This window comes from Rhizobium sp. P38BS-XIX (assembly GCF_012641435.1).
Classification (GTDB): domain Bacteria; phylum Pseudomonadota; class Alphaproteobacteria; order Rhizobiales; family Rhizobiaceae; genus Rhizobium.
The window spans coordinates 43,095-56,244 of the sequence record NZ_JABAIJ010000008.1 but is presented as its reverse complement, the minus strand read 5'-3'; the positions used below and the strand labels follow the sequence as shown (position 1 = coordinate 56,244).

Here is a 13,150-nt window from a genome sequence, read left to right as displayed (position 1 = left end):
CGATATCCACTCGAGTTCGAGAGCGCTTTCGGGTGCATTCACGCTGAACTGCGCTATGGCGTCTTTCGACGAGTGACAGACACCCCTTTTTCCCGCCACGAGAACCGTGGCTTGCACCTCCTCGCTCCAGGTCAACGATCCCACCTGAGGACATTTCCGAAGCTCGACGTGGTATTGTCCACTCGGTGAGACGAGATCTTTGACAATCTCGTTGGGGCCGGTCGCACACGATGCCAAGACGCCGATGGGCAACAAGAGAAGCAATCTCGCAGCCTTCATCAGCTTATATGCATGGGGCGCTGATGAGCGAAGTTTCCATGTCGAGCGGCCGCGGTTGAGTTTCTTCAACATTCAGAGACAACCTTCTTCACAATAGACATCCCGAACGGCTGAAACCGTCCCATCCTCTTCGGCGCGCCAGTAGACCCGCGCCGCAACATTGCGGGCAAAATTTCCTTCGTTTCGAAAGGCATTTTCCTCGCCAGCGCTCCATCCGGACGGCAGCTTGCTCGTCAAAGGCGAAGGCGCTCGCATAGTGGGCGTCCAGCGCGCAAGGATCAATTTGGATTTACGGATGGCGAACCTCCCAAGCCTGTGCCCGACCACCTGAACGAGGCGATCATAGTCTCTCGATCGCACACTATATGGTTCACCGCCCGCAATTGGACACACCTATAAGTGCAAGATTTTCTCAGGCAGGATTTCTCCTATCCTTTCAGCGACTGCTTGCGACGCGCTCGAACATAATCCGCAAAGGCCTTCAGCTTCAGAGGCTGGCGATGACGCTTGGGGTAGTAAAGATAGAAGCCATCGAACGGCGGGCAAAAATCCTCCAACAGCGGGACCAGCTGCCCATCTGCGAAGTAAGATTCGAACGTCTCGATCATGCCGAAGGTGATGCCGCCGCCGGCCAAGGCGGATCGTATCATCATGCCCATATCGTTTGTTGTCAGCGCCGGATCGACGGCAACGGTAAAATCGCGCCCATCCTCGGTGAATTCCCAGCGATAAGGAGCCGCATCCGGCCGCGGTCGCCAGCCGATGCAGATATGATCGATCAGTTCGCGCGGGTGTCGGGGGGCTCCATACTTGGCCACATATTGCGGAGATGCGACCGCGCGGTGTCGCTGCGCTTCGGAAACCGGAACCGCAAGCATGTCCTGTTCCAACACTTCACCGAGCCGGACACCCATATCGAATCCGCGCTCGACGATGTCGAACTCCTCGTCGGTGATGGTGATATCCAGATGGACATCGGGATAAGCATCCATGAAACCGGCGATCAGCGGACCAGAGATGAAGCGCTCCGCGATGGAGGATGCGGCGATTTTTAAAAGGCCGTAGGGTCGGGCTTCCACTTCGCGGACGGCGTGAATGGCGTCGCTCACCTGCCTTGCCGAAGCGCTGACCATGTCATGAAATCGCTCTCCAGCCTCCGTCAGGCGGACGCTGCGTGTCGTTCGCTGTACCAGAGCGACACCGACGCGATCCTCCAACCTTTGCAAGGCCTGACTGACCGCCGAACGGGTAACTCCGAGGCGCTCGCCGGCAACACGAAAGTTGCGGGCGTCGGCAATTGCCAGAAAAACTGAAATTCCCTCGAAGTCGTCGCTCATTGGTTAGAATTACTAACCAGATCATTTCGAATTAGCAACTCGATGGCGTCCAATAGGCGGATTACATTTTGTGGGTCACGAACGGAAAGGAAAGCAGAATGAGCAATCAAACCTATGTGGGCATGTGGGTTACCGATGACGGGCATATCCGCCACGAACTGCTCGCTAACGGACGCTATGACGAGGGTCGCGGCAACCGCAAGAGTGCCTATCGCGGCAACTATCAAGTCGTTGGCAGTCACATCAAATACCAGGACGATACCGGCTTTACGGCCGATGGGGACTTTGTCGATCTCGATACCCTCCACCATGCCGGCATGATCCTGCGCCGCCAACGCGGCTAACGACCCTTACGGCCGCGCGGCCGCTGACAAAAGTTGCATTGAAAGGAATTGATATGACAGACTCCCCCATCTGGTTCATCACCGGCGCCTCCTCCGGCCTTGGCCACGCCTTGGCCGAGGCAGTCCTGAAGCGCGGTTGGAAAGCCGCAGTCACGGCACGTGCGCCAGAGAGCCTGAACGATCTGACGGCTCAATTTGGAGATCGCGCCCTCGCCGTGCCGCTCGACGTAACCTCGAAGGCCTCGATCGCGCATGCTGTAGCAACGGCCCAGGAGCATTTCGGTGCGATCGATGTCCTCGTCAATAATGCCGGTTACGGCTATCTCGCCGCAATCGAAGAGGGCAACGATCCGGAAGTTCGTGCCCAGTTCGAAACGAATGTCTTCGGATTGATCGATGTGACCAAGCAGGTGCTGCCCGGCATGCGAGCACGTCGCAGCGGCCATATTTTCAATGTTTCGTCGCTCGGCGGCCTCGTGGCTTTCGCCGCCACCGGCTATTACCATGCAACGAAATTCGCGATCGAGGGCCTTTCCGAATCTCTCTTTCACGAGGTGAGCCCGCTCGGCATCAAGGTCACGATCGTCGAGCCCGGCGCCTTCCGCACCAATTGGGCCGGTCGTTCGATGATGGAGTCCGCCACTGTGATCGACGACTATGCCGAAACTGCCGGCAAGCGCCGCCAGGCGACACGATCCGTTTCCGGTAACCAGCCGGGCGATCCCGCGCGCGCGGCAGCGGCGATCATCGCAGCCTACGAAGCCGACACGCCGCCTTTACGCCTGCTGTTGGGCGCCTCGGCTCTTGCCGTCGCGCGAAAACGCCTGGATGACCTGCGGGTCAACTTCGACGAGTGGGCTGAATTGACGCTGAGCGCCGATTTTCCGGCGTGAAATGGCTCTCGTGCAAAAATCGGCACCAAGGGAAAGGTCAGCGGCCGAACGAGCCGCTGACGCTGGGTGCGGCCAATCGATGGCGGTCTCCACCCAGCTCCTTACTGTTGCGCATCGTTCCGTTGACCTGATATTCAACGGCGCATGCAGGAGACTCTCGAATGCCGCACGACATCCTTGTCACGGGCCCGGACGACGCGAAGACCACGATCATTCTCGCTCATGGGGCGGGTGGAGCGATGGATACGAGTTGGATGGACTCGGTCGCAGTCGCGCTTTCCGAAAACGAATTGCGGGTGATCCGTTTTGAGTTCGACTACATGTCGGCTCGGCGAACCTCCGGGAAGCGAGCACCCCCGCCCCGCGCCGATCTTCTGTGCCAAGAGTACAAGGATGTGGTCGGCGAGCTCGATCTGGAAGGGACGGTCGTCATCGCCGGAAAGTCCATGGGAGAGCGCGTCGCAAGCATGATTGCGGATGGCCTCTACGATGCGGGAGCGATTTCCGGGCTGCTTTGCCTTGGCTACCCTTTCCACCCGATTGGAAAGCCGGACAACCTGCGAACCGGGCATTTGCAGCAGATGAAAACGCCGACGCTGATCTGCCAGGGCACGAGAGATTTGTTCGGCTCAAAGGATGAGGTTTTGACCTACACGCTCTCCGGCGTGATCAACCTCTTTTGGCTGGAGGATGGCGACCACGATTTCAGGCCACGCAAGGCCGTCTCGGGTTTGACCGCCAAACAGAATATCGCAGCCGCGGTTCGGCATGTGACCGATTGGAGCCATAGCCTGCCGGCAAGCGCTCGCGCGGCAAGGAGACCTCAATGACGTTCAAACGCCTGCTGATAACAGCAATTGGTGTCGCGATCTCCGGCGCTGCAATGGCAGCCGCCATGGACAAACCAATGCATTTGGTCTGCAGCGACGACGGGGCGGACAAGATCGATATCCGGCTGAATTCCACACAGAAATTCGGTCATACGCTCAGCTGCATCAGCGGACCTTCCGTTACCGGCATGACCGCATGCGCGCCTAATGGCGGCTACGGATTGTCTGCGCCGACAGGTTCGACTGCGCTTGTCGGTGCCGTCATGAGCGCAAAGGAATATCAACGCCATCTGGGCGGCGTGACTTCGCTCAGCTGGAAAGGCGAGGATGTTGCCTTTACCGGCGGCTTCATGGGAACGAACGGCCTGCAAACCGCCTGGACGCTCAAGGTCGATCTTGGCGGCAGCGCCGTTTTCCGGGATCGGCAAGGCTCGACGCCCTACACATGCCAACATCGGAGCAACTAAGGCACTGAGACCCGCCTGCTGGACGCTCACGCGCGATTGGCATCCCGAAGGAACTCTGCAAAGGAGCGCACGGCCGAAGGGGTCCTGCGCTGCTTCGGGTAATAGAGAAACCAGCCGGGAAAGAAGCCACACCAATCGTCAAGCAGAGGAACGAGTTTGCCTTCATCGATCAGCGGCCGCAGCCGCTCCTCCGACCAGAAGGCGATCCCAACACCCTGCAGAGCCGCCGCGACGGCCATATCACGCTGGGAGACGACCAGCGGACCGGCAACGGCGACATGAGACCACTGGCCGTTTTTGAAGAATTCCCATTTGTAGCAGGTGCTGCGTCCCGGCTGGCGCCAGTTGATACAGGTGTGGTGAAGCAAATCGGCTGGTATTTCGGGTTTGCCGTGGCGCTCCACATAGTCGGGCGAAGCCACGGCAATTTGGCGCTGTCAAAACCGAATTCGTCTCCCAAATGCGCCCCGATGTTCGCAAATCCGTCGAACGAAGATTGTGTGACATGGAACAGCTGGAGAGCGAAGATGTGGCAAACGCCATCCTCTACGCGGTGACGCAGCCGGCCAGAGTCAACGTCAATATCCTGACGCTCTATCCAACCACGCAGGCGTAGCTGCAAAAAGCCTGTCTTCGGCCGGCACGATATGGGACGCGTCGGCCACCGATGCACGATCATCCGACGTTGACGATGCCATCCTCGACCTTGGCGTGGCGTTCGCTTTCGAGCTGCGCCATGTAGGTTCTAAGCAATGAAACTCTCTTGGGCCGAAAACTGCGTCCTGCAGGTTCGATCCCGGCAATCCGATCGACCCTGAACATGCGAAAGGCCTCGCGCAGACAGCACCAGGAGAGAACCGTGAGTGTTTGGTCCGTATACATGAGCGCAAGCGGCATGATCATGCGGTCACTGAGGACGCCATCCCTATCCTTGTACCGGATGTTCAGCATCTCCTCCTGCCAGCAGGACGTGCGGATGATGTCGAGATCGGCCATGACCAGATTGCGTGTGCCGGGACGGTAAACATGCGAGATCGCATTGAACAGAAACAGTTCCCGATCGTCGGGCAAGGTCGCCGCGACTTTGGCCATGACGGATGCAGCGGCCTTCGCAAGCGCTGGATCGCCCATGTTTTTGACCTCCGCAAGACCCAGCGCGATCGCCTCTATCTCCGCCCTGTCAAAGGTCTGTGGCGGAAGCGAGTAGTCCTCTACCAGGCGATAGCCGTAGCCGCGCTCGCCCTCGATCCGCGCTCCTGCGAGGCGCAGACTCTCGATGTCGCGATAGAGCGACCGGATTGACACCTCGGTCACTGCAGCAAGCTTTGACGCTGTAATCGGCGCCGGCATCTCGCGCATCGCCTGCAACAGGCGGAAAAGCCGATCGGTTCTTGCCATTCTTCAACTGCCGCATTCTGTCAGTAGCTCGCGGCTATATCAGGCTCATCGAAATGCACAAGGAGCCGTCCATGACAATCAAGACCGTCGTTCACCTGAATTTTCGCGGCAATGCCCGCCAGGCACTCACCTTCTATCAATCCGTTTTCGGCGGACAGATTGCGCTCGTCACATACCATGATGCGCACGCGGCAGCCGAACCGAGCCAAGCCGACCAGATCCTTTGGGGTCAGGTGATCTCCGCCGATGGATTTCAGATCATGGCCTACGATGTTCCGCCCTCGAAAGCCTGGAGCGCCGGAGAAATCCCCTTCTATGTATCCGTCCGCGGTGACGACGCGGAAACGCTGACCCGCTATTGGGCAGCACTGTCCGCCGACGGCGCCGTCATCGAGCCCCTTGGGGCCGCCGGCTTTTCGCCACTCTATGGCATGGTCAAGGATGCCTTCGGCGTCACCTGGGTCCTCGACCTTCAGACTGCCTAACCGGCTGACCGTTTTATCCCGATCATTTCGGTTCGCTCGGGCACGTCAGCCGAGCGGGCTCGATCGTAGCTCAAGCCGAATGCGGCTGCCATTTCCGCGGGAGACCAACGTTTGTAGCCATTCCTCTGAGTTACAGATGCAGCTTGTAACCGATATGGCTGGGCTCAAAGCCCAGCCGGTCGTAAAAGCGGTGCGCGTCTGGACGCTCCTTGTCGGTCGTCAGCTGCATGAGCGAGCATCCCTGGGCGCGGCTGTAATCGATGGCCCATTTGAACATCGCCGCCCCGATCTGCTCGTTGCGTCGCGAAGGAGCCACCCGAACGGCCTCGATCTGCGCCCGCTTCGATCCCCGGCGGGATAATCCGGGAATCATCGTCAGCTGGAATGTTCCAACGATTTCACTTCCGTCCTCGACAACACACAGAAACTGATTGGCATCCGCTTCTATCTCGGAGAACGCCTCGCGGTAGCGCGCGCCATCTTCTGGTCGATTTGTCTCTCGCGCTGCGCCCAGAACATCATCCGCCAGTAGGCTGACAATCGTTGCAAGATCGGCGGCGACCGCCTTGCGAAAGGTCAAGTGCTTCAAAATTCTGTGTCCTTACTTCGATCTTGCCTCGAACGCGGTATCGGCCTCAGGCGATGGCCAACGCCCATCCCGGCGCCAGCACCCAAGGCTTAATCCTTGCAAGTCTTAACGTGGCGAGGCAATCGAGTCGCGCAAGATCAACTGACATTCCATTTTCAGCCGGACCGGCGGCTTTTTCGGTTGGGCCGCTTTTTCCAGAAGTTCGGTCACCGCCCAACGTCCCATCTCCTCGTGGGGCAGCTTCAGCGTCGTAAGCGGTGGCAGGATCTTGCGGGCAAGGCTCTCGTCGTCAAAGCCGACGACGGAAATATCATCCGGAATCTTCAGACCACGCAGCCTGATCGCATCGTAGGCGCCCATGGCCACCCTGTCGGAAAAGCAAAAGACTGCCGTCGGCGGCGCCGGAAGATCAAGCAATTGCAGCATCTTGTCGCGTCCGAGATCGAGCGACCACGCCTCGGAGAGGATCAGTTCCGGATCGACGGCGATATCGTAAGTCGTCAATGCCTGCCGGTATCCGCTCAGGCGATCCCGGGCCGCCTCCAGTCGCTGCCGGCCTGCATCGATCATGGCAATGCGCCGATGGCCGGCCTTGATCAGTGCCTCGGTCGCCGCAAAGCCGCCGGCATGATCGCCTGGGATGATCGAGGAAAACTCCGCCCGCTGCTGATGGCAGTTCAAAAGCACAGTCGGATAATTGGCGAGCTTCGAAGGCAGCACCGGCGCCAGCTGGGTAATCAGCGTGGCATAAACCACGCCGACGATCTGGCGCCGCCCAAGATAGTCGAGAATGGATTCCGCAAACTCCACCTGCCCGCCTGTGACCACAGTCAGAGCCGCCAAGCCCTGTTCTTCCGCTGCCTCGCGCACGCCTTCGATCAGCGGCGCCGCATGCTGAGAGGCCATGACGTCATCGATCAACAGCACGATGATGCCGCCGATCGGATCATTGGCAGGCGCGGTCTTCTGATACCCAAGCTCTTCGGCCACCGCGAGCACACGCGTACGCACGCTTTCCGACACCCGCTTGCCCGGCGCCTCGTTCAACACCAGCGACACTGTCGCATGCGAAACGCCGACTTTGGAGGCGATGTCGGACATTGTCGGGCGTTTCTTTGTCTTGTCGTTCACGCGGATTCTTTCTCGGTCATCTGCCACGCACGTTAGAAAATCTGATTGATAATGTGAAGCGGCGGGTCTTGCGGAGGTTATATTTTTAGGTTACGAAACTTATCTGTAACTTATTTTGTGACTAATTCCAACTGGAAAGCTTGCGGCTCATGACCATCGCCTCCCGCCGTTTCGCCGACACTCAATCCGGGCGACGTGCACGCCTGTCCCTCGATGGAACCTGGGATTTTCAGCTGGACGGACAGCAGCCGACGACTATTGCTGTACCGGCCCCCTGGCAGGCGCATTTTCCGGATCTGCGCGCGGCGGCGGGCACCGCGATCTACTCGCGAAAGCTCAGCGTCCCGCAGGAGTGGCTTCATTGTCAGGTGATCGTGCATTTCGGGGCGGTGAACTATTTTGCCGAAGTGTCGGTGAACGGCCGTTTCCTCGGTGCGCACGAAGGCGGTTATCTTCCGTTCGAGTTGGTCATACCCGCCGACCTGCTGGCCGGCGAACTCAGCCTTGACGTGAAGGTGACGCTGCCCAGTGCCGATGCCCAGGCATTCCCGGACTTTCCGTTCGACGAAATTCCGCATGGCAAACAGAGCTGGTACGGCATGCTCGGCGGCATCTGGCAATCGGTTTGGCTCGAATGCCGCAACGAGGCACATATTGCACATCAGGCCATTCGCGCCGATCTGGCCACCGGCGCGGTTGCTATCGACGTCGAACTGGCTGCCGCCTTCAGCGGCACCTTGAATGTCAAGATTCTTGACCGGAATGGTGCGATCGCCGCATCGACAGAGCTCGGGCTTGAGAACGCGGACGTCGCGTCGGCTGCCCTAAAGATCGAGAAGGTCGAGGCTTGGTCGCTCGACGACCCCGCGCTCTATCGTGCGGTCCTGGAATTGAGCGAGAACGGTATCGTCATAGACGCGGCGGAAGAAACTTTCGGCTTCCGCACCTTTGAGGCCAAGGAAGGAAAGTTCTTCCTGAACGGGCAGCCATTCTACATGAGAGGCGCGCTGGATCAGGATTATTATCCCGAGGGCATTTACACGCCGCCGTCGCTGGAATTCCTCGAGGATCAGGCGCGCAAATCGAAGGAGCTTGGCCTCAACCTCCTGCGCTGCCATATCAAGGTTCCGGATCCTCGCTATTATGATGTGGCGGATCGCTTCGGCCTGCTGGTCTGGACGGAAATTCCCAACATTCAGACCTTTACGGAAAAATCGGCCAGGCGCCTGCTCGACACGATGGAGGGCACTCTTCGCCGCGACGGCAATCACCCGTCTATCGTCATATGGACCATCATCAACGAAGACTGGGGAACACGGCTTGTCGAAAGCGCCGATCAGCGCGCGTGGCTCGACAAAGCCTATCATTGGCTGAAGGCGAAGGATCCTGCCCGGCTGGTCGTCGACAACTCTGCCTGCATTCCCAATTTCCATGTCGTCTCCGATATCGACGACTATCACTATTATGCCTCTGTGCCGGAAATGGCGCGGGAATGGGCCGAGTGGGTTTCGGGCTTCGCCAAGCGTCCCGACTGGTCCTATTCGCCGAACGGCGATGCGAAACGCCGCGGCGACGAACCGCTTGTCGTCTCGGAGTTCGGCGTCTGGGGCCTCCCCCATCCCGACAAGCTACTGCAAGACGGCAAGGAGCCTTTCTGGTTCATCAATGGCCTGGAATGGGACAGCGAGGGCGCAACCTATCCCCACGGCGTCCAGCAGCGCTTTAGGACCTACCAGTTCGATAAGGTCTTTCCATCCTTCGATTCCTTCATCGAGGACGCGCAGTGGCATCAATTCAACGCGCTCAAATTCGAAATCGAGGAAATGCGCCGGCATGCCTCCATTCAGGGTTACGTCATCACGGAGCTGACAGACCTCCATTGGGAAGCCAATGGCCTTATGGACATGGAGCGCAACACGCGCGCCTATCACAACCGCTTCCATGAGATAAATAGCGACGTGGTCATTGTGCCGCGCATGCAGCGCTATGCAGTCTGGGCCGGCGATACGACCAGTGTCGAGCTCGAAATCTCTACCGGCGGCCAGGCGATACCGACGGCGGCCGAATTGACCTGGAGCATCGATGGTGGCTCAAGCGGCAAGATCGCAGTCGAGCCGCTGGAGGCGACATCGGTATCTCAGCTATCGGCGCTTGCCCTTACATTTACCGAGGACATGGCCGGCAAGCAGGTGGCTGTTCAGTTCACGCTGACCGCTGGCGGCCGTGAAATTGCCCGCAACAGCCTGGATGTGAGCGTCTACGCGGCACGCCGCAAACCCACACTTGCCGTTTCCTCGGCAGAACCGGACATCGTGCGCTACCTGACGGCGCTGGGCTATAACGTGGTCGGTGCCGAGAAAGCCGACGTTTGTGTCGCGTCCTCGCTCGACCAGGCCGACATCGACGCTCTGGAGCACGGCGCTCGCTACGTGTCCTTGGCCGATACGGCGCCCCTTCCCTTCGGTAATCTGCGCAGCGACCAGCCGAATTGGAATTACCCGACCGGCGGCGATCGCGGACAGCCGATGCCGCAGATGCGCGTTACGGACCGTAACGGCACGATCTGGAAAGGCAACTGGGTGACCGGCTTCAGCTGGGTGAAACGCTCCGGAGCGTTCGAGCGTCTGCCGGGCGGTCCGCTGACCGATCTTTCCTTCGTCGGCGTCAATCCAAATCGCGTCATTACCGGCTTCCGTCCCATCCATTTCGATGGACTGGTTCATGCCGGCACGATGGCCGGCTGGATCCATAAACCATGCGCGACCATCGCCGAGCGGCAACTCGGTGCCGGGCATATCGTGGCGACGACCTTCGGCCTGATGCGCGAGCCCGCAGGGCTCGATCCGGTTGCTGCGACATTGCTTGACTGCATCATCGAAACGGCTGCCGCCTAGGCGGTTGCAAGGTCTGAACAGCCGCGCGTGACCGGGAGGAGTTTGAGTGGCAAGGACAGATTCAGGCGTCAGTATCCGCGGTGTCTCCAAGAGCTTTGGAGCCGTTGACGTGCTCGACCATATCTCGCTCGGTATAGAGAGCGGCGAATTCGTCGTCTTTCTCGGGGCGTCGGGCTCCGGCAAATCGACGCTGCTTCGGATGATTGCCGGGCTTGAAACGGTTTCCGGTGGTGAGATCTGGATCGGCGGTCGCCGGGTCGATCAGCTGGCGCCGGGCCAGCGCGACGTGTCGATGGTGTTCCAGTCCTATGCCCTCTATCCCCATATGAGCGTGCGCGAAAATCTCGCCTTTGGCCTCGTCAATGTCGGCACGCCAAAGGCTGAGATCGCGACGCGAATCTCGACGGCAGCCAGAATGCTGGAGATGGACCATCTTCTTGAGCGCAAACCGGCACAGCTCTCCGGCGGCCAGCGCCAGCGCGTCGCGATCGGCCGCGCGATCGTGCGCGAACCGAAAGTCTTCCTATTCGACGAGCCCTTGTCGAATCTCGATGCGGGCCTGCGGACACGGACGCGCCTTGAGCTGTCGCAGCTTCATGAACGCCTTGGCGCCACGATGGTGTTCGTCACGCATGATCAGGTCGAGGCGATGACGTTGGCGACCCGGATCGTCCTTCTGAACAAGGGCAAGATCGAGCAGGTCGGCACGCCCATGGATATCTACGCTCGGCCGAGCAGCCGTTATGTCGCGCAGTTCGTCGGCTCGCCGGCAATGAATTTCCTGCCTGTCGGGCATATCGAACGCGGCTCCAAGGGCACGATTGCCACGATCACCGGCGGAGTGAAACTTGAAACGGCGGCCGCCTTCGACAGCTTGCCGCAAGACGGGCTTGCGCTCGGGCTGCGACCTGAGAATTTGACTGTTTCGGCACAGGGCACGGTCAGAGGCATGGTTGTCAATGTCGAGCAGATGGGAGACCGCTCGCTCGTTCACGCCAGGCTTGCCGATGGAACTCGGATCATAGGCGTCGATGCGCCAGTCACGGATGCGCGCGGCGGCGACGAAATCGCTTTTGACGCCGATGGATCGAAGGCGATGTTCTTTGATGAAACAGGCAAGGGATATCACGCGGCTCACTAGCCGCCGAGCAGTGCATGAAGGCCACCCCGAAGCGGGCGGCCCGGGAGGAAACCGATCACCTGGAGGAGTGAAATGCGCAACCTGTTGAGAACATCGATCGCGGCGTTAGCCCTGATGACAGCCTTTCCAGCATTCGCAGTCGAAAATGTCGTCTGGTGGGACTTTCTGTCCGGCGGCGACGGGGTGCGAATGAAAGCGCTCATCCAGCGCTTCAACGACGAACATAAGGACAAGATCCAGATCACGGGCACGACGCTCGAATGGGGCACTCCTTACTACACCAAGCTGCAGACCTCCGCGGCTGTCGGTCAGGGACCGGACATCGCAACCTATCACCTCTCGCGTCTGGCGGGCGCTGTCTCCGCAAAGACAGTCTCGCCCATCGATCCGAAAGAGCTGAAGGCGGTCGGTCTGAAGGATGGTGACTATCCTCCAAACGCGATTGCCGCCTCCACGGTCGACAACGTGCGTTACGCCGTTCCCTTCGACGTCCATGGCGAAGTGCTCTACTACAACAAAGCGGTGCTGAAGGACCTCGGCGCGCTGGGCCAGGATGGCAAGCCGACCGGTATCGACACGCTGGAAGGCTGGCGCGCGGTGCTGGCCAAGGCCAAGGACGCCGGAAAGAACGGCGTGGTCATCTCCTCCTCGAACGGCGATCTGCGGGATATCTACACCCTGTTCGGTCAGGAAGGCGGTCAGCTGACGGAGAACGGCAAATTTCTCCAGGGCGACAATTTCGAGAAGATGGAAAAGGCCTACAACGAGGTCACCGATTGGGTGAAGCAAGGTTGGGCGCAGCCTTACATCGACACGGAAACCATCACCCCGACCTTTATCGCCGGACAGTCCGCTTTCTTCCTGAACGGCAATTGGGAACTACCGACGATGGAAACGGAAGTCGCCAAGGGCAATGGCTTCGACTACGGCATGATCAACATTCCGGCCTGGATGGGCAAGGCGGCCAACTGGTCGGACTCGCACTCCTTCGTCATTCCCAACAATGTAGGCAAGACCATGACGCCGGAAAAACGCGCCGCGGTTCTCGAAGTCATCCGGTGGATGAACGTGAACTCGCTGGAATGGGCCGCCGCCGGCCATATCCCGGCCTATCTGCCGGTCAGCACGTCTTCCGCCTACAAGGCGCTCAAGCCGCAGGCAGACTATGCCGCCATGGCGATCAATGCCTTCTACATGCCGAAGACGCCGCTGACGGGCGCGGCTTCGAAGTTCGACGACGATTGGCAAAACATGGTGTCCGGACCGCTCAACGGCGAAGGCGATGTGAAGGAAACGCTCGAGAAGTTTCGTGATCACATGAACTCTCAATGACGTTTTCTTCAACGGCCCCGGGGCTCCTCC

At 59.4% G+C, this 13,150-nt stretch carries 12 protein-coding genes and 1 pseudogene; 8 read left to right on the top strand and 5 right to left on the bottom strand.

The genetic code is table 11. The features are described from left to right. Positions 1 to 707: 707 nt before the first annotated feature. Positions 708 to 1,616: a LysR family transcriptional regulator gene (locus HGP17_RS23760; protein WP_168812931.1), complete on the bottom strand. Its 909-nt coding sequence runs from the start codon at positions 1,614 to 1,616 to the stop codon at positions 708 to 710. Positions 1,617 to 1,705: 89 nt separating this feature from the next. Here HGP17_RS23760 and HGP17_RS23755 point away from each other — a divergent pair. From HGP17_RS23755 to HGP17_RS23740, 4 genes and pseudogenes are all read left to right on the top strand, one after another. Continuing rightward, a pseudogene (locus HGP17_RS23755) lies at positions 1,706 to 1,960 on the top strand (Atu4866 domain-containing protein); the annotation flags it as partial. 53 nt (positions 1,961 to 2,013) lie between these two features. Then, a complete protein-coding gene (locus HGP17_RS23750; RefSeq protein WP_168812929.1) occupies positions 2,014 to 2,853 on the top strand; it encodes an oxidoreductase in 840 nt (279 codons plus the stop codon). A 161-nt stretch (positions 2,854 to 3,014) separates the two neighbouring features. Continuing rightward, a complete protein-coding gene (locus HGP17_RS23745; protein ID WP_168812928.1) occupies positions 3,015 to 3,683 on the top strand; it encodes an alpha/beta family hydrolase in 669 nt (222 codons plus the stop codon). Next, positions 3,680 to 4,150: a hypothetical protein gene (locus HGP17_RS23740; protein ID WP_168812927.1), complete on the top strand. Its 471-nt coding sequence runs from the start codon at positions 3,680 to 3,682 to the stop codon at positions 4,148 to 4,150. The genes HGP17_RS23745 and HGP17_RS23740 overlap by 4 nt, the downstream gene beginning before the upstream one ends. Before the next feature lie 26 nt (positions 4,151 to 4,176). Here HGP17_RS23740 and HGP17_RS23735 read toward each other — a convergent pair whose 3' ends face one another. Beyond that, on the bottom strand, positions 4,177 to 4,572 hold the full coding sequence (locus HGP17_RS23735) for a LysR substrate-binding domain-containing protein (protein WP_348648985.1): 396 nt from the start codon (positions 4,570 to 4,572) through the stop codon (positions 4,177 to 4,179). Positions 4,573 to 4,825: 253 nt separating this feature from the next. After that, positions 4,826 to 5,548, bottom strand: a complete 723-nt coding sequence (locus HGP17_RS23725; protein ID WP_168812926.1) for a YafY family protein — start codon at positions 5,546 to 5,548, stop codon at positions 4,826 to 4,828. A 71-nt stretch (positions 5,549 to 5,619) separates the two neighbouring features. Between HGP17_RS23725 and HGP17_RS23720 the strand changes: the two genes are divergently transcribed. Further along, positions 5,620 to 6,033, top strand: a complete 414-nt coding sequence (locus HGP17_RS23720; protein ID WP_168812925.1) for a VOC family protein — start codon at positions 5,620 to 5,622, stop codon at positions 6,031 to 6,033. Between the two features lie 130 nt (positions 6,034 to 6,163). On the opposite strand, the gene HGP17_RS23715 is transcribed toward HGP17_RS23720, so the two are convergent. Further along, on the bottom strand, positions 6,164 to 6,622 hold the full coding sequence (locus HGP17_RS23715) for a GNAT family N-acetyltransferase (protein ID WP_168812924.1): 459 nt from the start codon (positions 6,620 to 6,622) through the stop codon (positions 6,164 to 6,166). Positions 6,623 to 6,727: 105 nt separating this feature from the next. After that, positions 6,728 to 7,753 carry a LacI family DNA-binding transcriptional regulator gene (locus HGP17_RS23710; RefSeq protein WP_348648984.1) on the bottom strand — a complete coding sequence of 342 codons (1,026 nt, stop codon included), beginning with the start codon at positions 7,751 to 7,753 and terminating at the stop codon, positions 6,728 to 6,730. 149 nt (positions 7,754 to 7,902) lie between these two features. On the opposite strand from HGP17_RS23710, the gene HGP17_RS23705 reads away from it, so the two are divergent. From HGP17_RS23705 to HGP17_RS23695, 3 genes are all read left to right on the top strand, one after another. Continuing rightward, positions 7,903 to 10,647, top strand: coding sequence for a sugar-binding domain-containing protein (locus HGP17_RS23705; protein WP_168812923.1), 2,745 nt, complete (start codon positions 7,903 to 7,905; stop codon positions 10,645 to 10,647). Positions 10,648 to 10,693: 46 nt separating this feature from the next. Continuing rightward, complete coding sequence (gene ugpC / locus HGP17_RS23700) at positions 10,694 to 11,788, top strand: sn-glycerol-3-phosphate ABC transporter ATP-binding protein UgpC (RefSeq protein ID WP_168812922.1); 1,095 nt, start codon at positions 10,694 to 10,696, stop codon at positions 11,786 to 11,788. 72 nt (positions 11,789 to 11,860) lie between these two features. Continuing rightward, on the top strand, positions 11,861 to 13,120 hold the full coding sequence (locus tag HGP17_RS23695) for an extracellular solute-binding protein (protein WP_168812921.1): 1,260 nt from the start codon (positions 11,861 to 11,863) through the stop codon (positions 13,118 to 13,120). The last annotated feature ends 30 nt before the right edge of the window (positions 13,121 to 13,150 follow it).